At 34.2% G+C, this 21,407-nt stretch carries 26 protein-coding genes; 15 read left to right on the forward strand and 11 right to left on the reverse strand.

Translation table 11 applies throughout. From position 1 onward, the window contains the following. Positions 1 to 37: 37 nt before the first annotated feature. The gene (locus tag ACW9XH_RS07085; protein WP_457759938.1) at positions 38 to 226 is read right to left on the reverse strand and encodes a hypothetical protein; all 189 of its coding nucleotides are present in this window, start codon (positions 224 to 226) and stop codon (positions 38 to 40) included. 66 nt (positions 227 to 292) lie between these two features. Between ACW9XH_RS07085 and ACW9XH_RS07090 the strand changes: the two genes are divergently transcribed. From ACW9XH_RS07090 to ACW9XH_RS07100, 3 genes are all read left to right on the forward strand, one after another. Further along, positions 293 to 550 carry a hypothetical protein gene (locus tag ACW9XH_RS07090; RefSeq protein ID WP_457759939.1) on the forward strand — a complete coding sequence of 86 codons (258 nt, stop codon included), beginning with the start codon at positions 293 to 295 and terminating at the stop codon, positions 548 to 550. A 69-nt stretch (positions 551 to 619) separates the two neighbouring features. After that, positions 620 to 745: a hypothetical protein gene (locus ACW9XH_RS07095; RefSeq protein WP_457759940.1), complete on the forward strand. Its 126-nt coding sequence runs from the start codon at positions 620 to 622 to the stop codon at positions 743 to 745. A gap of 47 nt (positions 746 to 792) precedes the next feature. Then, positions 793 to 1,473, forward strand: coding sequence for a hypothetical protein (locus ACW9XH_RS07100; protein ID WP_457759941.1), 681 nt, complete (start codon positions 793 to 795; stop codon positions 1,471 to 1,473). Between the two features lie 6 nt (positions 1,474 to 1,479). On the opposite strand, the gene ACW9XH_RS07105 is transcribed toward ACW9XH_RS07100, so the two are convergent. The 3 genes from ACW9XH_RS07105 to ACW9XH_RS07115 are packed head-to-tail and all read right to left on the reverse strand — an operon-like array spanning position 1,480 to position 2,844. Beyond that, positions 1,480 to 2,145 carry a PD-(D/E)XK nuclease family protein gene (locus ACW9XH_RS07105; protein ID WP_457759942.1) on the reverse strand — a complete coding sequence of 222 codons (666 nt, stop codon included), beginning with the start codon at positions 2,143 to 2,145 and terminating at the stop codon, positions 1,480 to 1,482. 41 nt (positions 2,146 to 2,186) lie between these two features. Next, on the reverse strand, positions 2,187 to 2,594 hold the full coding sequence (locus ACW9XH_RS07110) for a hypothetical protein (protein WP_457759943.1): 408 nt from the start codon (positions 2,592 to 2,594) through the stop codon (positions 2,187 to 2,189). Between the two features lie 55 nt (positions 2,595 to 2,649). Next, complete coding sequence (locus tag ACW9XH_RS07115; protein ID WP_457759944.1) at positions 2,650 to 2,844, reverse strand: hypothetical protein; 195 nt, start codon at positions 2,842 to 2,844, stop codon at positions 2,650 to 2,652. Positions 2,845 to 2,951: 107 nt separating this feature from the next. On the opposite strand from ACW9XH_RS07115, the gene ACW9XH_RS07120 reads away from it, so the two are divergent. Beyond that, positions 2,952 to 5,591 carry a DEAD/DEAH box helicase gene (locus ACW9XH_RS07120; RefSeq protein ID WP_457759945.1) on the forward strand — a complete coding sequence of 880 codons (2,640 nt, stop codon included), beginning with the start codon at positions 2,952 to 2,954 and terminating at the stop codon, positions 5,589 to 5,591. Between the two features lie 337 nt (positions 5,592 to 5,928). Continuing rightward, positions 5,929 to 7,500, forward strand: a complete 1,572-nt coding sequence (locus tag ACW9XH_RS07125; RefSeq protein ID WP_457759946.1) for a vWA domain-containing protein — start codon at positions 5,929 to 5,931, stop codon at positions 7,498 to 7,500. A gap of 73 nt (positions 7,501 to 7,573) precedes the next feature. On the opposite strand, the gene ACW9XH_RS07130 is transcribed toward ACW9XH_RS07125, so the two are convergent. Next, entirely contained in the window at positions 7,574 to 7,738 is a 165-nt protein-coding gene (locus ACW9XH_RS07130; protein ID WP_457759947.1) for a hypothetical protein, read from the reverse strand. A 175-nt stretch (positions 7,739 to 7,913) separates the two neighbouring features. Between ACW9XH_RS07130 and ACW9XH_RS07135 the strand changes: the two genes are divergently transcribed. The 7 genes from ACW9XH_RS07135 to ACW9XH_RS07165 are packed head-to-tail and all read left to right on the forward strand — an operon-like array spanning position 7,914 to position 13,796. Then, positions 7,914 to 9,263 carry an anthranilate synthase component I family protein gene (locus ACW9XH_RS07135; protein WP_457759948.1) on the forward strand — a complete coding sequence of 450 codons (1,350 nt, stop codon included), beginning with the start codon at positions 7,914 to 7,916 and terminating at the stop codon, positions 9,261 to 9,263. Further along, positions 9,260 to 9,856 carry an anthranilate synthase component II gene (locus tag ACW9XH_RS07140; protein ID WP_457759949.1) on the forward strand — a complete coding sequence of 199 codons (597 nt, stop codon included), beginning with the start codon at positions 9,260 to 9,262 and terminating at the stop codon, positions 9,854 to 9,856. The genes ACW9XH_RS07135 and ACW9XH_RS07140 overlap by 4 nt, the downstream gene beginning before the upstream one ends. Then, positions 9,853 to 10,899, forward strand: a complete 1,047-nt coding sequence (trpD, locus tag ACW9XH_RS07145) for an anthranilate phosphoribosyltransferase (RefSeq protein WP_457759950.1) — start codon at positions 9,853 to 9,855, stop codon at positions 10,897 to 10,899. Before ACW9XH_RS07140 ends, trpD begins: the two co-directional genes overlap by 4 nt. Continuing rightward, positions 10,892 to 11,668 (forward strand): indole-3-glycerol phosphate synthase TrpC, encoded by a 777-nt coding sequence (locus tag ACW9XH_RS07150; protein WP_457759951.1) that lies wholly within the window; start codon positions 10,892 to 10,894, stop codon positions 11,666 to 11,668. Before trpD ends, ACW9XH_RS07150 begins: the two co-directional genes overlap by 8 nt. After that, the gene (trpB, locus tag ACW9XH_RS07155) at positions 11,665 to 12,855 is read left to right on the forward strand and encodes a tryptophan synthase subunit beta (RefSeq protein ID WP_457759952.1); all 1,191 of its coding nucleotides are present in this window, start codon (positions 11,665 to 11,667) and stop codon (positions 12,853 to 12,855) included. The genes ACW9XH_RS07150 and trpB overlap by 4 nt, the downstream gene beginning before the upstream one ends. Further along, a complete protein-coding gene (gene trpA, locus ACW9XH_RS07160) occupies positions 12,842 to 13,642 on the forward strand; it encodes a tryptophan synthase subunit alpha (protein ID WP_457759953.1) in 801 nt (266 codons plus the stop codon). Before trpB ends, trpA begins: the two co-directional genes overlap by 14 nt. A gap of 28 nt (positions 13,643 to 13,670) precedes the next feature. Continuing rightward, entirely contained in the window at positions 13,671 to 13,796 is a 126-nt protein-coding gene (locus ACW9XH_RS07165) for a hypothetical protein (protein WP_457759954.1), read from the forward strand. Between the two features lie 32 nt (positions 13,797 to 13,828). Here ACW9XH_RS07165 and ACW9XH_RS07170 read toward each other — a convergent pair whose 3' ends face one another. Next, positions 13,829 to 14,638: a cupredoxin domain-containing protein gene (locus ACW9XH_RS07170; RefSeq protein ID WP_457759955.1), complete on the reverse strand. Its 810-nt coding sequence runs from the start codon at positions 14,636 to 14,638 to the stop codon at positions 13,829 to 13,831. Positions 14,639 to 14,717: 79 nt separating this feature from the next. Here ACW9XH_RS07170 and pyrG point away from each other — a divergent pair, with 79 nt between their 5' ends. Together pyrG and ACW9XH_RS07180 are read left to right on the forward strand one after the other, a co-directional pair. Then, a complete protein-coding gene (gene pyrG / locus ACW9XH_RS07175) occupies positions 14,718 to 16,319 on the forward strand; it encodes a glutamine hydrolyzing CTP synthase (protein ID WP_457759956.1) in 1,602 nt (533 codons plus the stop codon). Between the two features lie 79 nt (positions 16,320 to 16,398). Continuing rightward, positions 16,399 to 16,551 carry a hypothetical protein gene (locus tag ACW9XH_RS07180; protein ID WP_457759957.1) on the forward strand — a complete coding sequence of 51 codons (153 nt, stop codon included), beginning with the start codon at positions 16,399 to 16,401 and terminating at the stop codon, positions 16,549 to 16,551. Between the two features lie 4 nt (positions 16,552 to 16,555). Here the strand turns inward: ACW9XH_RS07180 and ACW9XH_RS07185 are convergent, their stop codons facing one another. Both ACW9XH_RS07185 and ACW9XH_RS07190 read right to left on the reverse strand, forming a co-directional pair. After that, positions 16,556 to 17,554: an NAD(+)/NADH kinase gene (locus ACW9XH_RS07185; RefSeq protein WP_457759958.1), complete on the reverse strand. Its 999-nt coding sequence runs from the start codon at positions 17,552 to 17,554 to the stop codon at positions 16,556 to 16,558. Between the two features lie 40 nt (positions 17,555 to 17,594). After that, complete coding sequence (locus ACW9XH_RS07190; protein WP_457759959.1) at positions 17,595 to 18,464, reverse strand: PfkB family carbohydrate kinase; 870 nt, start codon at positions 18,462 to 18,464, stop codon at positions 17,595 to 17,597. A gap of 263 nt (positions 18,465 to 18,727) precedes the next feature. Between ACW9XH_RS07190 and ACW9XH_RS07195 the strand changes: the two genes are divergently transcribed. Beyond that, complete coding sequence (locus ACW9XH_RS07195) at positions 18,728 to 19,015, forward strand: 30S ribosomal protein S26e (protein WP_457759960.1); 288 nt, start codon at positions 18,728 to 18,730, stop codon at positions 19,013 to 19,015. Between the two features lie 470 nt (positions 19,016 to 19,485). On the opposite strand, the gene ACW9XH_RS07200 is transcribed toward ACW9XH_RS07195, so the two are convergent. From ACW9XH_RS07200 to speB, 3 genes are all read right to left on the reverse strand, one after another. Further along, entirely contained in the window at positions 19,486 to 19,659 is a 174-nt protein-coding gene (locus ACW9XH_RS07200) for a hypothetical protein (protein WP_457759961.1), read from the reverse strand. Positions 19,660 to 19,717: 58 nt separating this feature from the next. After that, positions 19,718 to 20,290 (reverse strand): CDP-alcohol phosphatidyltransferase family protein, encoded by a 573-nt coding sequence (locus ACW9XH_RS07205; protein ID WP_457759962.1) that lies wholly within the window; start codon positions 20,288 to 20,290, stop codon positions 19,718 to 19,720. Positions 20,291 to 20,531: 241 nt separating this feature from the next. Continuing rightward, positions 20,532 to 21,407 (reverse strand): agmatinase, encoded by an 876-nt coding sequence (speB, locus tag ACW9XH_RS07210; RefSeq protein WP_457759963.1) that lies wholly within the window; start codon positions 21,405 to 21,407, stop codon positions 20,532 to 20,534.

The following is a 21,407-nucleotide window of genomic DNA, read 5'->3' on the forward strand; positions in this document are numbered from 1 at the left end:
TCCTAATTAGTCCCAACTAATTCCAGTCTCAAAAAAATTAATTTTTAAGAACCAAATTTTCTAAAGATAGTCCATAGTATGAATTATCTGCAGAATTTATTTTCCCAAGTAATTCATTTTTCAATATTTGAATTTCTTTTTCAGTCATCATAGAATTAGATGGCCATTCTATGTGATAATCATCTCTTTTCAAATAACGCAAACCAATAGCTAACAATATACTCATTTTCCAAATTCCAGTTATGGAAAATAATCAAAATAGTCTTAAGTTCAGAAAATAGAAAATTAATCAATGGACGAACCGCTAGTAGACATATCAAAACAATTGATAGCAGCAAATTATGAGATCGATGAGATTACAAAGCAATGGACAATTCTAAAACACGAATATCGACGTACCAAAGATCCCACACTTAGAGTAGAGATTAAAGAAAAATGGGACAGTTTACAAGAAAAGATGAAAACCCTGGAAATGAATCGCCGAAAAATAATAGAAAAGAAAGAAGAGATAGAATTCAAAGGTAGATGGAAAGGATGGAAACAAAATTAGAGCAAAATCAAAACGCCAAACAGGGTAATTAGGACAGCCCCAATATGCAATCAAGTAAAAATTCACCACATGTCTGATAATTCTAAAAGAGAATTAAAAAATCAAGAACATGAAGAAACACACAAAAAATCACATCAGTTAGAACTTCAAGAAGCATGCATTCAAGACGAAAAATATGATGAACCAGAAATATAAAATCAAAACTCCAATACGCTTAAGTTCACAGAAAATTCAAAAAATTATTGAGTTTTGAACCCAATTACAAAGCAACACTAGTAATCTTAAACGATATTGAGATGCAGGGATTAGTCAAGTTCAACAAAGAATATTTGGATGAAGAATTTTTCAAAAATTTTATGAAATTTAGAAAAGCATTTTCTCATTCAATGAGTGAACTAATTAGTAAATTAGATACATTTAGCACAAAAAATGAGGAAATGACAAGTTTTTTAATTTACTCAGAATTATCAAACGTTAATTTTCATCTAGATGCAGTAAAGAAATTTTTAAAAATTATAATCAATCCGATCAAACTAGAAGAAGGGTTTGGTAAAAATACGACGTTGGAACAAATGATAGAAAGAATTTGTAAAAAAATGAACTATAATGAAAAATTACAAAAATCAATCAGAGGTTTATTTTTACTAGATTTCAGGGAAGCGACAACACAGCAGCAATTCATAATTGAAAAAACAGGTCGCTTGATAATTTATCACAAAGATGAAAAAAGAAAACAGCATTTAGACATCAAAGATTTGGCAGATTGTACATCACAAGCAATGGAGATATTATCTGCCATGTTTGATTGGTCAAATGGTAAAACACGAGAACATGAGAAAAAACAAGATGATTTTGATGATATAGTCAGTGATTTGACAAAGCAGGTTCAAGAATTAGATAGCAAACTAGACAAACTAGCATAATGAAATCTATTGCAAATTATCCAGATAGTACTTTTCAACTCGTTCTATCATGGGCCCCACATAGTCATCACATGTTTTGATAAATTCTTGGCGTGTATTTTTCTCACTACTGACAAGAATTACAATCTGATTAATTTTCTGGCCAGTCACTTCTTCAAACATTTGAGCATAACAGGTAGTTTGCAGATAATACTCATACATGTATTCATCAACCTGAGGCTTGCGTTTTGTCTTGTAATCGATGATAGATAACTCCCCATTATATTCTGCAATCAAGTCACTGGTTCCTGCAACTTGTAGTTTATCTGAATACATCCTCTGTTCAATGCACGTGACATCTGAAATATTCTCAAGAAAGGGTTTCAAATTATTAAAATGTGCAACAGGTAACAAATCAAACTCCTCCAATGCCAGACGATTGCTCAGATAGTCCTCGATGATCTTATGGGATTGTGTACCAATGTCTTGGGCTTGTTTTGTTATGTATTCATGAGCTGGTTCATTTTCCTTCCACATTTGTAATCCGTTTTTCTTGTGTTCAGGAGATGTTGCAGAAAGAATGGTACTAATTGAAGGATAAATTTTGTCAAATTTAGTCTGATACCAATGTCCATCATCCCTATCCAAAAGGATGGGTTCCCGAGCGTTTAGCATCTGTGTAAAATTTGCCACTAAAAATTTTTGATAACAGTGGTTATTGAATGATTTGGATTTTACAGCATTTTTTTAAATTTCTCAAACTCGGATCTGGTTTTCACAAATTGATCCGTTATAATTTTTCTCAATGAAAAAAGATTATCCATAGAATCATTAACGATATGAATTGACTCGTTAAGGATCACAGCATCAACAAACTCCTCATCAGGATATACGGTATACTCAAAGTATTCAGCATCAGTTTGAATCTTTAATTTTAATCCCATTAGTAGCCCCAAATCATCATGTTTATTCAAAAATCCAATCAGACTAGCCTTCAATGATGGATCGTCAGACAGCGACGCATATCTGGAATTATTTTGATTATCAATGATACATGCAGCAGGATTTCCCTTGGCATGTAACACCTTAGAATCGTGAGTTAGGACAAACTCATCAGGATCAGGCATCTTATCCAAAGGCATAATCAGAATGTAGATAATTTCATTAAATAAGTTGGCTAGAGTTTACAGTTAAAATTTAGTCTTTAGATTCATCATATTTTTCATCAGATTCATAATTTTCTTTAAGATCAAGCTCATGTTGTTCCTCTCTCATCGCTTCTTGTTCAGATGCTATATTTTCAGAATCTTTTGCATTACTTTCAGGCTCATTTGCCTTGTCTCTGACTTTTTTCATGACACAGAATTTACTTAGCGTTTTTCTCCATCCCATAATGAATTTATGAGAAACTCGGTTTTAAGTATGTTTGAAATATGGAAACATGGTAATCATAGAATATCATATGTTCATTAATAGTGATTCAGTCTAAAAATTCATTCATGAAATTTTGTCATAACTGTGATTCAAGGCTCGTACAAAGCTATGAAGATGTTGGTGGGCCATGGGTTTGTCCAAAGTGCAATCCGGAGAAAATCATAGTCAAAACGCCAACTTATGGTGTAAACTATTCTGGAAAAACTAAACAGTGCTCCAAAGGTTGCGGTGCTGAGATTTACTGGGATGAGGGATTCAAATCAGACAGTGGAAAATTCATTCCAATTGATGCAAGGACAGATGAGCCACATAGATGTGACGGGCCAACTGAATCAGAAATAAGATACTATCCAGATGAAATAAAAAAATATGCAAAACCAAAGCCAATGGAACTTGAAAACAAAATCCCATTACCGACAAGTATCATGTATGATCTTTCTAAAATTCCAAAATCACTAACGGATAACGACCCGATAATCAGAGAAATTATTCAAGGACACAAGGAAGAATCCCTTGCATTAATTCACTATGAAAGACTAATCGCACCAGAAGGTGAAAAAATTCCAATTGAATCTCTAAAAGATGTTTTGTCAGAGAGCATCATCAAGGGGTTACAAAAATATGGATTCACAGGTTTGCTACCATTTCAAGAAGAATCAGTAAGAGCAATCCTAAGAGGGGAAAACTCAATTATTTCAGCACCTACAGGGTCTGGAAAGACAGAGGCATTTGCAATCCCAGTTTTACAAAAAATTTCAGAAAACCCCACTCCAGGAGTGTTCACACTATTTGTGTATCCTCTTAATGCTCTAATTGATGACCAAGTATCAAAGATTTCAGATTTAATTCAAAAATGCAAACTCGCTGACAAAATGGCAGTATACTCCATTCATGGAGGGCAGAGTACAGAATACAAAGACATGATCATCTCGGATGCTAGTCAGAAATCGCTCATCATTGCAACAAATTTTGATTTTATTAATTACCATTTAATTTTGCAAGATAAGAAATGGAATGAATTATTCAAAAATGCAAAAATAATAGTAATGGATGAGGCACATTCCTACACCAGTTTTCATGGCTCTAATGTGTATCATGTTCTAAAAAGGATGAAGAGATACATGGGCAAAGTTCAGTATGTTGGAGCATCAGCCACATTAGATAATTCGAAAGAATTTTTCTCAAACATGTTTGATTTACCTGAAGACTCATTCACATATATCAAAAGTCAATTTAGACGAAAACAAAACATGCACATGTTTTTTGTAATGCCTAGAAAATTCAAACAAAGAACTACAATGGAGATGTTATCATCAATTTGTTACAAAAATAATACAACACAGTTAGTATTTAGCAACTCACACAATGATGCAGAGTTTCTTGCATCAAATGTCGAAGAGGCAAATAGTGGAATTAGAATCCAAATTCACAGGGGGGGCCTGGACCAAAGAGATAGGAAACTGTATGAATCCCAAATGAAGGCAGGAGAACTTGATGTTCTATCATGTACTCCAACATTGGAATTGGGTATAGATATTGGGCATGTAGACGTAGTAATTTCTGCATTCAAAAATGAGTTTGATTCTTTCATTCAAAGAATAGGCAGGGCGGGAAGACTGGGACAAAAATCATATGCCATCTGTGTCTTTGATCCAGATGATGCGGCATGTCACTATTTTGCACGTCATATTGACGAATATCTCTCACAAGACCACGTAATTCCAATTAACAAAAAAAACCCGATTATATCAGAAAAACATGAGGAATCAGCAGAGATCGAAGACCAATCTGCAGATGAATCAGACAAATCACAGTTTTTTGACTTTGCAAACAGCATCAACTTGCGAGGAGCGTCAGGGGAAATTGCTATCTATTACAATTCAAGAAAAATTGGAACCAGGGGCGTACCTGTAGGATATTACCAACTTCATCAAAAGGCAATTTATCATTTCAACAAGCAAAACTATGAAGTAAATTCTCTGATAAAATCTCAAAACGGTGCAAGGGCATATCTTGTAAAATCATATGAAAAACAAAAGAGAACCATCCCCATAGTTAGAACATCAATCATTCAGACATCAGAAGGTAAAGCAACTCATCGAGAAATTATCACTAATGGAAAAAAAATATGTCTGCGTTATGGAATTATTTCGCTAGATCGAACCATTACAGGATACATGAAGGGGAACTATAATGAGACGACAGACAAATATGAAATGCATAATGGAGGCAATACTTCAGGATGGAGAAACTTCCATTGGAAATCAAAACATTCAGCAGTCAGCATAATACTCCCTCCAGAATTCATCTCAAAACAGATTTCTGATTCAAAAAGTCCCATAGTTAATGACTCCAACGTTCACACTATTTCACATGTTCTAGTAAATGCAAGCAAGATTTTAACAAAAGCTGAATCAAGCGATATTGACGTATATTATGAAAAAGGAACAATTTACATTTATGACAATTCATCAGACGGCTTTAACGGATGCAGTAAAATCATCTACGATGAGTTTGAAAAAGTACTCAGCACCGGATATTCACTGGTGAATGACTGTGATTGTCCAACTGACAAAAGTCAAGAAGAAACGAATTGGGGAGGTTGTCCAAAATGCACATTTAGTACCAACTATTGTCAGACTAAAAATAAAGAACTATCTAAAAAAGGAGCAAAGGAATTCTTCTCTGCATTTCAGTTATTGTAAATTTGAAATTAGTTTTTCAGGCAAATGGAATGCCCTTACATGACGATTTAGGAATCCATGGCTGATCAGCTGTATTTCACAGTGAGGGCATTGCACCATTGAATATACAGTATAGAAAACACAGTTAATGATAACGGCATTTAAAATAAAAATCGCGTTCCGGAATGGAAAATAACACCGCAGAATCACCAAAAATCATCATTATCTGACTAGAATCATACGCACAGGGTGTTTGTGCAAAATTTACAAACACGCCATTAAGTATCAAAAAAACATAGTTTTAGATCCATGGTTGTGTCGATCTTTACAGGGTTTTATGGGTTTTTTGTGAATTGAGATGAAAAAGACCCTATTTGAGATTTCTAAAGAAATTTTTGACAAAGTAGTCGGAATATCATATGAGGATGTAGATTTCATCATAACAAACCAAATAGAATATGCAAAAATTGAATATGAAAAAAAGATCACAGTCACCATACCAAGCCCACTAAGCCTTCGTGATCAATATTTTCTTGAAGGAAATGTTTATTCAGATTATCAAAAATATGTTAACTCAATTTGGAGTTTGTATTTATCTACACTTTATCATGCAGGAGCACATGCACGTCTTTCCAATTATGCAGCATATGACCAATGGTTGAAAAATAAATCATTTGAAAAAGGCTGGAATGTAATTAATTTTATCGAGGATGTTAAAGTTGAAGGGTTTCTCAAAAAAAATCATCCAGAAATTTGGCAAAACATGACAATGATAAAAATGATTTATGATACCCATTACGATAATCAAATTCATAAAAGTTCAGAATTTTCACGAGAAGTTTTCTCTAAATTTTCAGGAATTGAAAATACAAAAAAGACATGGAGGGAAAAAGTTACAGAAACATTATCAAGAATGCATGATTATAAAATTGAACAACTTGTTCCATTTTTAGATTTGCTTTACAAGAATCAATATCTTTTACCAAAAAACAATTATCCTTATTGTGATCGTCCTTTTTATAAAAAATACCAGAAAGGGATTCCCGACATGATGATTCCTTCAAATAAAGAATTTGAAAATAACATAGAGGAATTAAATGAAAGTTGGTTAAAAGAAGCATTTTTGGAAGCTCAGCAATTAGAACGTTATCAAAAATACGGAAAAAATTCAAATTTTGACGAAATACAAATCAATCCTGAAAATTTTGGAGAATTTATGAGAATTACTAATGCAAATGCCTCAGATTTAAAACGATTACGAAATACGCTCAGAACGCTCTCATTTTATGTGGATTCTCCAGCATTTGAAGAGATAGGACTGATTGAAATGCCTTCTGCAATACAACGAGTTGGAAGTCAATGTGAAGAAATTGAATGTTTTGAACAAGACATTCCACGAAAAGAGAGTGAAAATTGGGTAGTTGTTTTTGACAATAGTTCCAGTATGAAATTAAAATTTGAAGAAATGAAAAAATTTATCATCTGTTTAGGTGAAACTGCAGAAGAGATAAATCGAGATGGGGGTAAATGGGGATTGTATAGTTTTAACAATAAATTTTTAATTGTAAAAGATCATCGAGAGAGTTACAATCAAAAAGTTAAGGCAAGAATTGGAGGATTAAAAAGTTCAGGGCTGTCATTTATTTCTGATGCAGTTGACATGGGCTTAAAAATTCTGCAACACGATACCAAGTCAGTTAACAAATATTTAATCATAGTATCGGATGGAAGAATATTGGGCTCTGAGCAGGCCGACAATGAATTTTTAAGATCACTGCAACGTGCAAAAAAACAAAGAATAAACTTGATAGGGATCGGAACCCCAGAAAATATGAGACAGCATTTTGCATTTACAGTGGATTATACTGATACAAAAAGATCAGTAAAAAAATTCATCGACTCTTATTCAATTCTTGTTCAATCACAATAAACCACATCAAGTTCAAAGAAGAATAGGTTTTCAAAAATAATTTTAGATTTATCAAGCATTTCGTTTCATTAATCTATTGTAAAGAATAATGAACGTCGCAAAATAGAACTATGCCAGTAGGCAATGTTTTTGCTGTAATGCTGTGACCATCTTCTAATCCCTTCCCACAAATGTAACACTCTACTTTACTTACGGAAGATGAGATAGTTTGTGATTTGAGAACATGCATTTTCTGCATGATTGTTTGATTTACCCCCTGCATGGTAATTAGACTACAATCAACTAGACTATAAAGGTACCGTACCATACGGTAATTATGTCATGCCTAAATAATCAGCAATTTCAACTAAAAAAAGACAGATCAGAAGCATCTCATCAATTTAAATAATAAACCAACAAAATTTTGTTTATGGGTGGACACCTTTGGAAAGACACAAGCAAAAGTAGTACCTCTAGATTTATCTGAAAACCAATTCCAAATTTATAATAAAATTTCAAGAAACTATTCACATTCATTTCTCTTTGAATCATTAACAGGTCCAGAAGTCTTATCTGAGACATCAGTAATGGGGTTTGATCCAAAAATAATCCTAAAAGGATATTCAAATAAAGTAGAGATTACTCAAAATGAGAAAACTAGAACCATCCAGACCACAAATCCATTTGAAGAATTGAAAAAATTACTAGGCAAATCAGATGATCAAAGTTATCGATATTTAGGAGGAGCAGTAGGAGTGGTGAACTATGACGCAATCAGACTAGTGGAAAACATCGAGGATTCACATAATTCACCTCAACCGCTAATTGAATTTGGGATTTATGATGATGGAATTCTTTATGATAAAATACATGAGAAATTATTTTATTTTTATCATGATGAAAACAGATTTGACAAATTTGTAATGAGTGAGGATACATTTGGGAAATTTCATGCAAGTGAGGTTACACCAAACATGGATGAATCAAAATATTCTGAAATTGTAAACAAGGCAAAAAAATACATTCATGATGGAGATATTTTCCAAGTAGTATTATCTAGAAAATTTACTTTTGATACAAACGGTGATAATTTAACACTGTACAAAACACTAAGAAAGTTAAATCCATCACCATACATGTATCATCTAAAACAAGGAAAGAAGACAATAATTGGAGCATCGCCTGAGATGTTAGTTAGAATTACAGATGATAAAGTAGAGACATTTCCCATTGCAGGAACAAGAAAAATTACAGACAATGAGGAAAAAAACAAGGCATTATCTGAAGAATTAATTCATGATGAAAAAGAATTGGCAGAGCACACAATGCTTGTAGATTTAGGTAGAAATGACATTGGCAGGGTTTGCAAGTACGGTTCAGTTCATCCAGAATCATTAATGGAGATAAAACGATTCAGTCATGTTCAACACATAGTCAGTCATGTTGTAGGCAATTTAGCACCTGAAAACGATATGTTTGATGCGTTTCAGGCAGTATTTCCAGCAGGAACTGTATCAGGAGCACCAAAGGTTAGAGCAATGGAGATCATTGATGAATTAGAAACTGAAGCAAGAGGGCCATATGCAGGGGCAGTGGGATATTTTTCATATAATGGGTGTTGTGACTTTGCAATAGCAATTAGAAGTATTTTCATAAAAGATAACAAGGGTTTTGTACAATCAGGGGCAGGAATCGTATCAGACTCTGTTGCTGAAAACGAATTCAAAGAAACTGAACACAAAGCAGGTGCAATGCTTCAAGCATTAAAAGAGGCAACGAATTGAAATTTCTAATTATTGACAATTATGATTCATTTGTGTATAACATTGCACAGTACTTGGGAGAGTTAGGAGTAGAGTGTGATGTAATCAGAAATGATAAAATTACACTACAGCAAATAAAAGAAAAAAAATATGACGCAATAATAATTTCTCCAGGTCCTGGAACACCTGAAGACAAAAAATATTTTGGAGTTTGCTCTGAAGTAATTAAAGATATGGGGCCACACACGCCAATTCTAGGAGTGTGTCTAGGACATCAAGGAATAATCGATGCATTTGGAGGCAAGGTAACTAATGCAGGGTGTGTAAGACATGGAAAGACAAGTCCCGTCAACCACTTAGAATCAAAACTATTTGAAAATGTAAAGAATCCGTTTAGAGCAACAAGATACCACAGTTTAGTTGGAGACAAAACAATAATTCCAAATGTGCTCAAAGTTACAGCTACTGCAGTTGATGATGGAGAAATTATGGCAATTGAACACAAAGAATATCTGATTCAAGGAGTGCAATTTCATCCAGAATCAATAATGACTGAAGATGGGAAAAAGATTCTAGGTAATTTCATCAATCAAGTCAAGGAGAAAATAAAATGATTTCAGAGATAATTTCTAAACTACAAGAAAAGACAGACCTCACATATGAGGAGATGAACAAGGTAATGACAGACGTTCTGTCTGGCAAAACTAATGATACAGAAAATTCAGATTTCCTATCATATCTGGCAGACAAGGGGGAAACAGATGATGAATTATTAGGAATGCTAGATAAAATGCAGGAATTTTCACTCAAAGTTGAGGCTAAAAATCAAGGAACGCTCATTGACATGTGTGGGACTGGTGGCGATAAACTCCAGACATTCAACATATCGACCACAGCGTCATTTGTCGTAGCAGCTGCTGGGGGAATGGTTGCAAAACATGGAAACCGCTCAAGTTCAGGAGTTTCAGGCAGTGCAGATATTTTTGAATATTTTGGATATGATTTGAATTCAGAGCCTGCAAGAATTGCAGATATTTTAGAAAAGCACAGCATTTGTTTTATGTTTGCACAAAAATTCCATCCGGCAATGAGACATGTTGCAGCAGCAAGAAAGCAACTGGGGAAAAGGACAGCATTCAATCTCCTAGGACCACTATCAAATCCAGCAGGTGTAAAAAATCAGCTAGTAGGAGTATTCTCAATTGAATATTTGGACAGATTGCCATTATTGTTAAAAAGAAAAGGAGTTGAAAATATTATGACAGTTCGTTCAGATAACGGAATGGATGAATTTTCTACTAGTGCGGTTAATCGTGTATGTATTTTAAAAAATAATAAAGTCTTAATGAATGCAATTGATCCTGAAGTATTAGGATTACATAAATCAGCATTGCAAGAGATTCAAATCAAGACAAGGAATGATGCAATAAAATCATTTGTTAGAGTGCTAAATAATACAGCAAACCAAGCAATGATTGAGACCACAGCTCTAAATGCAGCTGGAGGACTAATAGTTGCAAATATTTCCAAAAACTTTGAAGAAGCAGTTGAACTTGCACTAGATACAATAAAGAGCGGTAAAGCATTTTCATTATTAGAAAAGTTTGTACAAGAAACGGGAGACATTTCAAAACTAAAGGAGATAGACATTGGCTGAAAATATTCTACGAAAACTAGTAAACAACTCCCAGATGGCAATTGATGATGGAGTCTATGATATTGATGCAAATTTACAAAAATCAACCAAAGATTTTCTCCACACAATTAAGACCAATCCACACGCCACATTACTTACTGAGATAAAATTTGCATCTCCATCACTAGGTAAAATCAGAACGTTGACAGACCCAGTCAGCATTGCAAATCAAATGATTGCCGGAGGCTCAAAGGCACTTTCAGTACTAACACAGCCACATCTATTTCATGGCTCACCAGAATATTTCATGAAAGTAAGACAGGCAGTAGACGTTCCAATGCTAATGAAAGACATCATGATTGATAAAATCCAAATTGACGCTGCAAAAAAGATTGGTGCAGATTACATGTTAGTAATTCAGTCACTATATGACCAAAAATTTCTCTCAGATATAGATGGATTCATCGAGTATGGACACAGTCAAGGATTGCAAATTTTACTTGAAGTGCATACAAAACAAGAACTGAAAAATGCATTAAATACAAAAGCTGATCTAATTGGAATTAATAATAGAAATCTCGACACATTAGAAATTGATCTTAGAACTACAGATACCATTCTTTCAGGAATTGAAAAGTCAAGACCCATTCTATCAGAGAGCGGAATCAACACACCTGAAGACATACAATACCTAAAAAAGTGTGGAGCAGATGCATTTTTGATAGGATCAAGCATAATGAAAAGTGACAACATTGAAGAACAGGTAAAAAAACTGGTGAATGCATATTGAAATATCCTAAAAACGGCAAATTTGGGGAATTCGGTGGAAAATACATTCCAGAAACTCTAGTTCCAGCAATTGAAGAACTAGAAGAGAATTATCTTAAATTTAAAAACGATAAAAAATTCAAAAAAGAACTAGATTATTATCTCAAAGTCTATGCGGGAAGACCTACACCATTATACTATGCAAAGAATTTATCTGAAAAAATTGGAGGAGGTAAAATCTATCTTAAACGAGAAGATTTGCTACATGGAGGCGCACACAAAATCAACAATACCTTGGGTCAAGCTCTACTTGCAAAAAAGATGAACAAGAAAAGAATCATTGCAGAGACAGGTGCAGGTCAACATGGAGTTGCAACTGCAATGGCATGTGCAGCATTGGGAATGAAAGCCGAAGTATACATGGGATATAGAGACACAATAAGACAAAAACAAAATGTGCTTCGAATGAATATGCTAGGATGTAAAGTTCATCCAGTAAAATCAGGCTCTAAAACACTCAAAGATGCAATTAATGAGGCAATTCGTGACTGGATTACAAATGTGGAGAACACATACTATTTGTTAGGATCAGCAGTTGGACCTCACCCATATCCTGTAATGGTAAGAGATTTTCAAAGTGTCATCGGAAATGAAATAAAATCACAGATGAAAAAAATCAGCAATAAAGCACCAGATACAGTAATTGCATGCGTTGGTGGCGGGTCTAATGCAATTGGAACATTTTATCCACTAGTTGATTTGAGTTCAGAAATTATAGGTGTTGAAGCTGCAGGACATGGATTAAAATCCAAAATGCATTCTGCAACATTGTCTGCAGGAAGTAAAGGAGTATTGCATGGAATGATGACATATCTGCTTCAAGATAAAGAAGGTCAAGTGACAGAAACTCACAGTATTTCAGCAGGGTTAGATTATCCAGGAGTAGGTCCCGAACATTCATACTATAAAGACACTAAACGAATAAAATACCACTCAGCTACAGATGCCGAAGTAATTGATGCATTTCTATTGTTAACTAGAACAGAAGGAATAATTCCAGCTTTGGAATCATCTCACGCAATTGCAGAAGCAGTCAAAGTTGCAAGGAAAAGTAAAAAATCAGAATCAATTGTAGTTACTCTTTCAGGAAGAGGAGACAAAGACATCGAAGAAGTTCAGAATTATTTGAGTAAACATGTCAAGAATTAAAGAAAAGTTTGCAGAGTTGGAGGCAAAAAACCAAAAGGCCCTAATTGCATACATTATGGCAGGATTTCCAAACGAGAAAGCCACCATCTCTACAGTACGAGGATTGGTTAAAGGAGGAGTAGACATTATCGAGTTAGGATTTCCATTTTCAGACCCGCTAGCTGATGGTCCAGTAATTCAAAACGCCAGTACAGTGTCTCTTCAAAACGGAACAAAAATTGCAAAGTTTTTCAGCATTGTAAAAAAGATCAGAAAGGAAACAGACATTCCGTTAATCCTAATGACATACACCAACATCCTATATCACAAAGGATATGTAAAATTCATGATAGATGCTAAAAAAGCAGGAATTGATGGATTTATTCTTCCAGACATGTCAATTGAAGAATCTAAAGAGTATCTACAGGCAGCCAAAGATAAGGCAGACACAATATTTCTAATTTCACCAAACACCAGCAACACAAGAATTCAAAAAATATCTAAGGCATCATCAGGATTTTTGTATCTTGTTGCAATATTTGGAACAACAGGAGTGAAAACTGGAATTAAAAAATATACTCTAGATGCAATAAAACAAGTTAAGAAACAAACCAAAGGAAAAATTCCAGTAGGGATCGGATTTGGCGTATCTACACCAGAGGATGTAAAAACATACATCAAAGCAGGCGCAGATGCAGTAATTGTCGGAAGTGCATATCTGAAACTAATTGAGAAAACACCTCAAAATCAATTGGAGTTAAAGATTGCATCATTTACAAAGAGTCTCAAAAAACAAACAATTCTCTAAAAAATATCGTCTAAGTTGGCGGTCAATTATGCAAACTTTCACAGAGATGAACTCAATTTCAGATATGGCCGCCAAACTAGAGGTTCTCATAAGATATCATACTAAGAAAAATAAAACAAAGACGGCATCAAAATCTAAAATTCATTTGAAATGATTACGAATTTTTCACAATTGTAAAGATCGTAATTATCTAAACATTGAGAGTTTAGAGCGTGTCAAAAACAAGGTTGAGATTATGCCAATACTCAAAATACTGATTGCCAAAAATCCAAACTCTGGAATTACTTTGGTCCCCATAATTTTAATTTCTTGAGCATTTGTAGTAATTGGAATGACTAATTTAGTTCCAGAAGAAGTAATCTCAGTCTCAAATTCAACCATCAATCCATCAACTAAAACAGCATTTGGATTTTCAATTAATTTTTCAGGAAGTAGAAAAGTGATTTGCTCATTTTCAGAAGGTTCTGAAATTCTAAACGTCAAGCTCTTATCATCAGGGATCACATGAACTGTATTTTGTAAATTTGTATCAAGAATATAGTTGACTCTAAAACCCAAACCATCAGGACTATACCCAGAACCTACATTGTTAATAGATTTGACATTGCCAGGATTTTTGACTACGTGAACTACACCATTCATCCATTCATGAAGGACACAAAAATAGTAAAAATCACCAAGTTCATCAAACTGTCTAGTGTATGATTTTCCTACAGTAAAGACACCACTGTCAAAAACGCCATCAACTACCCCTGATTGAGATACAGACGTTATAGTGTGAAGGGCACTATCAGCATTCCTCCAAGTGACAGAATCTCCAGGAAACACAGTTATTTCACCAGTTGTCACTCCAGTTGATTTTTCTGACCAAAAGAAAGGAGCATTAGGATCTGATGCGCCTGAGGGGATTTTTATCTCATAATTTTCAGCAAAGGCCAAACTACTAAAGCTTGCAATTAGTACTAACAAAGATAAAACAAAAAGAGATGCGCGCATGTTACAGTAATGCAATACAACTATTTCAACTAATCGTGATCGACAAAACATACAAAAACCAGATACTCGTTTGTTTAATGTGCAGACGAAGTTTATTTTTGTCACAGGTGGTGTGATGTCTGGCCTTGGAAAAGGAGTAACAACGTCCTCAATTGCAAAATTATTACAATTAGCGAATCAAAAAGTATCGTGTATCAAAATAGATCCATATCTCAATTATGATGCTGGAACAATGAATCCAGTTGCCCATGGAGAGGTCTTCGTCACAGAAGATGGCGGCGAATGCGACATGGATATTGGAAACTATGAAAGATTTCTAAATCAAAACATCCCCAAAAGTCACAACATTACAACAGCCCAAGTATATTCCTCAGTAATTGAAGCTGAAAGAAAGGGAGAGTATCTCGGAGCATGCGTTCAAATCATCCCTCACGTCACCGATGAGATTAAAAATAGAATCATGAAAATTGCAGAAAACGAAAAACTAGACTTTTTGATCGTAGAGTGTGGTGGGACAGTAGGAGACATCGAATCACTTCCATTCCTTGAAGCATTAAGACAAATGAGAGCGGAGGAAGGCCCAGAGAATGTGATTTTTGTTCACGTAACATTGGCCCCATCCTTAGATGTGGTAGGAGAACAAAAGACAAAACCAACGCAACATAGCGTTCAAGAATTAAGAAGAATTGGTATTCAGCCAGACTTTTTGGCAGTCAGATGTTCCTTACCATTAGAAGAGAAAACAAAAAAGAAGATTGCAATGTTTACAAATGTAACAACCAAGGATGTCTTATCATGTCATGATGCAAAATCAATCTTTGAAGTACCGCAAATGCTGTACGACCAAGGAATAATGGATTCAATATTTACAAAGTTTGGCAAAGTTGGAATGGTCAATGCATCATCTAACTGGGACAAATGGAATGAAATTGCTCAAAACATGATCAACCATGAAAATGACAAAGTAAAGATTGCAATGGTTGGAAAATATGTCACTTTAGCAGATAGTTATGTGAGCGTAAATCATGCATTGAAGCATGCAGGTGCAAAAATCGGCAAATCAATAGACATTGATTGGATAGATTCTGAATCAATTACAGATTATACCATACTATCAAAATATGATGGAATTTTAGTTCCAGGAGGATTTGGCACCAGAGGATCAGAGGGGATAATTCAAACTGCAAATTATGCGCGAGAGAAAAACATACCATATCTAGGAATATGTTTTGGATTCCAATTAGCTGCAATAGCATTTGGGCGAAATGTGTTAAATTTGGAAGACGCAAACTCTACAGAGATTAAAGCAGATACAAAGAATCCAATTGTAGATTTACTTCCAGAACAAAGAGAGGTTTCAGATATGGGGGGCTCACTCAGATTAGGAGCTAATGACGTCATGATAAAAGAAAACACAAATGCTAAAAAAATCTACAACGCTTCAAAAATCAGTAAACGTCACAGACATAGATATGAAATTAATCAAGAATATATTCCTCAATTTGAAAAAAATGGATTGATATTTTCGGCTGACAGCGACGGTGGAAAAAGAATGGAAATGCTTGAAATTCCATCACATAAATTCTATTTAGGCGTACAATTCCATCCAGAATTTAACAGCAGACCAGGATTCCCCGAAGAATCATTTTCGGCATTTATCAAGGCAGCATCTGAGAAATAATATTCAAAATTAAAAGTTTCCAAAAATGGGAATTTATGGATCATGTAAATAATATGCATTATGAAATTGTTCAACAATAATGATGCAGTGTAAGGAATGTGGCAGAGAATACGAGGCAGGAGTCAGAGAGTTTTGTTCTGAAGAATGTTTCAAAATAAATGTCCAAAAACGAATCAATGACGCAACTGCAAAAGAATCACCACACATCAACAAACTTTCAAAAGAAGAATAACGAATTATTCAATTTTTGAAATTTCATAAATTTTCTGCCTTGCATCTCGGATTGAAACTTTCTTTTTAACATAACCTTTCTTGAGCAAATGACTAAGTGCCAATCTAACGGTCCTATCAGGAAGTAATGTTTTGTTTGCAAGATCTTTCTGAGTTAAACTACCTTCATACTCCAAAGTTTTCAAGAGAAGTTTGGAGCTTGGAGGCATGCTAAGAAGTTCTTCAGCAAGATGAACTTTTTTCGCTAATGCAGAGATTGCAGTTCTATCTTTTTTTAATCTAATAATTTTAGCAGGAGGAAAAAATTGAGAACATTCCACAGTTTTAGTTACTTTATACCTATCAAGACCATCAAGGATCGCCTCACAGTGGACTCTGGCAGATATATCATCAATCTCAATTGAGCTGCTATTTGAAACAATTATTGGTCTACGAGTTACATCCAGGGAATTTACAGAAATTATTTCAAACACTGCAGAATCTTGGAACAATACAGGACCCCCTGCAGACATTGAATATGCAGAAGAACCAATAGGAGTAGACACGATAATCCCATCACTGTTATCATGCCATACTTCATCACCATTAACTCGCAAGGAATGCTCCATCAACATGGCACTCTTTGATGAGAAAACGGCCACATCGTTTAACACAGGATAAACATTTTTCCCGTCAATTTTTACACCAAGTCGAGGAACTTCCTCAACAGTGTAGTTTTGTTTTTTCAAGACATTAACATATGTTGAAAACTCTCGAAGTTCAATTTGAGCTAAAAACCCACTAGCCTCACCTTCACTAATGCCCAATACAGGTAAAGTTGAATCAAAAGTTCGATGAAAATAATTTCTTACACCTTTATCACCACCAAGAACAATAATACAGTCAGCTTGCTTGCTTTTTGATTTTGTAATCGTAAATGAATTAATTCCAGATTCATCCAGAATTTTTTTAATCAATTTTGCAGCAGAATCCGTACTGCCAGAGCCGTAAATGCCTATTTGCATAGAAGAATCAGTCAATTCTCTTCAATAAAAGAATAATGTATCACAAATCTCGAAATTTTACCAAATTATAAAAATATGAGGCATTAGTTTGCACTGTTCCTTTTTTAGGAATTTTTTGCAATCCCACATTCTTGGATTCCAATGCAGCTTGTGCAGCACCCCCAGCAAAACAAAGTGCCCACAAAAAGTCCTTCTCTTTGAGCATCGTACAAGTAAATGCAGAACAGAAAATATCACCAATGCCAGTAGTGTCATAAATTTGCTGGTTAGGCAACATTATAGAATAAATTTTATCTTTTACCAACAACGAAACATTTGCCTTGTCAGTTAATATCACATATTCAATTCCTTTTTTCTGCAATGCCAACATCATTTCATCATGAGTTCCACTAACAATATGCTGAGATTCTTCAGGATTTACTTTAATTGCATTAACATCAAACAAGTCCAAATTGGTTTTTTCTAAAAAAACATTATTTTGAGAATCTTTTCGTCTCAAAAATCCCTGAGGATCAACAAAAAGAAAATTAGAATCACGTTTAATTTTTTTAAACGTATCATCAGATATCTCATGATAAATAGGATTTACAAGATGAGCATCTGCACTACTGTGAGAGTAATAAATTTCTTCACATTCATTTTCGAGTTTCAAAGTTCTATCCGAACCAGTGATAGAAATAGCAAACTTTGTGGTATTTTTTTGAGATTCTGAATTTACAAGATTAATTTTATGTTCATCCAAGTATTGTTTTGGAAAATCAGGACCAAATTTTGTAAACAAATCTACATCAAATTTCAACTGTCTTGCAGTAATACCAGAATAGCAAGCAGCCCCACCAATTTGCTCATAGTTGTTTCCATCAAGAGTTATTGTATCTAATGCACAATGAGAGAAAACAGATAATTTCATTTCATTTAGATTTAATCAATTCAGATTTAGTTTTTTGCATTTTTTTCATTTATGCAATCCTGGCAAATTATATCACCGTGAATTATTACCACTTCAACTCCAGATCTAAAACAAGTATGACATAAACCACGCATGATATATCAATAGAATTTATTCGATCTAGGATTAAAACATACAGGGTTTTTGTCCATAATACAGGCACAGAACATCTAAATTTTGAGAAAATTCTACAAGAATATAAGTAGGCAAATTTGCTCATGTTCATGCCACTTAAGCGTGCAAGTAGAGGACGTACAAAAGGAGGAAAAGGATCCTCAGGTACTGTACAATGTACAAACTGTGGACAAACTGTTCCAAAAGACAAGGCAAAAAAAGTCACATCAAAATTAAATCTAGTAGAGCATACATTGGCAAAAGAATTACGTGCACAAGGCGCATATATTGCATCTCCAACAGTTTTGAAACATTATTGTATTTCATGTGCAATTCACTTCAAAATTTTAAAAATTAGATCTGCAGATAGCAGAAGAAAACGAGGAAAACTCCGTTAGTATTATTCTTTAAACTCAAACTTTTGACACCATAGTAATTCAATTAATTTTAGCCTATCATCACATCAATTTCTCATTCCTCATCTTTCTTCTATTTCTATAAATAATCAGAGGATACAAAATAATATTCTTGAGTTTATCCTCAACAGATAATTCTTCTTCAATACAGAGAGATAGAAAATCAAGATAGTCCTTATCGCTGAGTCCTAACTCTATCTTTCTCAATTCATAACTTGAATCCGAATATGACAGTCATCTCTTGAAATTTGTTTAGCATGATTAGTACAAAATCTCATGATCTCCTTACAAAATGGTTTTCTAAAGCATTCTTCAAAATGATAAAACATCACCTGAGTAAAGGCTTCAGTATTGCATCCAAGCATATTACAAATCATAAGATCAGGAACTAGGAATTTTGAGCCTAAAAGACGAAGGTTATAGTGAAAAATAGAGTTTAGAATCTAATTAAATCAACTTTCATAGCCAACAGTTCTCATGCCCACACAAGGCTTTTTTCCTTTGCTCCAACATTTACAAGAACAAGAGACAGCTTTTCCACTTTCCAAGTCTTTAATGACTTTATGAAAAACACCCTCTCTAATTTTTGATTCAATCGATATTGTTTCATATCCATCATCTGTCATGAATTTACTACAAGAATTATGAACTTAAGCGTATTGCCAATACTCAAAAGAGGCCAGATCATTCTTTGATGTTTTTTGCAGTGTAAATCATTCTTTGTATCAATGTAATTCCAGCAATTATCACTACAATGATCACAGCATAATCCATAAAACCAATAATTCCAATAATTGCAATTGCCAAAAGCCTTTCAGCCCTCTCGCCAATTCCAATTCCCTGAAGTTTTATGTTTATGATATCAGATTTTGATCTTGCATAACTTACCAATAATGATAATGTGATTGCAAGTAATACCAGATAAGGTTCTACATAGCCTCCAATTAAAATTCCCAAAAATATTGCAACTTCAGATATCTTGTCAAACATTGAATCAAGATATTCGCCTTTTTTAGAAGTATTTCCAGTAACTCTTGCCACCTGTCCATCAACCATATCAAAAAATCCAGAAACAAGTAACAAAATACCACCAAAAATTAGTCCAAATTCAATTCCCATTCCATATACAATTGCAGATAATAACGCAAATGCCAATCCTACAAACGTCCAAAAATTAGCAGATAGACCAGTGGATGCAAATCCCTTGCCTATTTTTTCTAAAGTAGGCTTTAGAATATCTCTCAGATTATTTAACACGAGATACACCCAAAATACCATCTAATAAAGTGAGTAGGAGTAAAATCTAGGCAAAATAGGCTTAAAATTCATCAAATCATGAAAATTTATCAGATTAAAGCAATGATAATATTTTACGTAAGTATGATAGTATTATTAAATAGTATCACGAGATATTTGATTAAATTTACAATCAGAAGAATTTGATATTTTACAATTTTATTCAATCTGTATAAAATTAAATTTCCAGATAGGAAGTAAATCAGTTCTTTTGAGATAAATTGATTGCAATAAGAGTAGAGATTATCTTTGCAGCCAAAGAAGCAGTGGCACCATTATCATGGTAAGGATTTAATTCTACAATATCCACTCCAGTAACCTTAGTTTCCTGTAAAGTATGAATCATGTCAAAGAGTTCTCTTGAGGTAACTCCCACAGCTTCTGGATTACCGACACCAGGAGCATATGCAGGATCTAAAACATCAAGATCAAAACTAGAATAAACGGTATCAAATGTAGAAATATGATCTTTTAGAAGGCCAGGACCTTTGCCTTCTCGGATTTGTTTGTCAGTAATTGTTTTAATTTTATTTTCAGTAAGGAATTCAAGTTCTTCTTTAACAAATGCTCTTGCACCAACATGTAAAATATTTTCAGCGCCCCTCTCCTCAACAATTCTTCTCAAGTAAGATGCATGGCTTAGATTAATGTCGGCAAACTCATCACGCAAATCATAATGAGCATCAAATACAACATATCCAGTTTCTTTTGGAAAACTAGTGTATGTACCATATGTGATAGAATGCTCACCGCCCAAAATGAACAATTGTCTTTGTTTTGCAACAAGTTCAGTGGTGATTTTTTTCACCATGTCAATCATTTCAGATGCAACTACAGTGTGACGAGTATTTCCAAGATCTTCAATGTTGACGGTTTCCAAGTCAACACCGAGTTCAGGATGAAATATCTCAATATTGTTAAAAGAGTCACGAATAGCGTCAGGTCCAAACCTGCAGCCAGGCTTGTATGAGTGTGTGGCATCAAAAGGAATTCCGAATATCGTAGCTACTGGTTCTGAATCATCATCAGAGGAAGTAATTAGCGGATTGTTGTTCATGTATAGATCAAGATAACTCAT

This window comes from Candidatus Nitrosopumilus sp. bin_32a, from assembly GCF_054095935.1.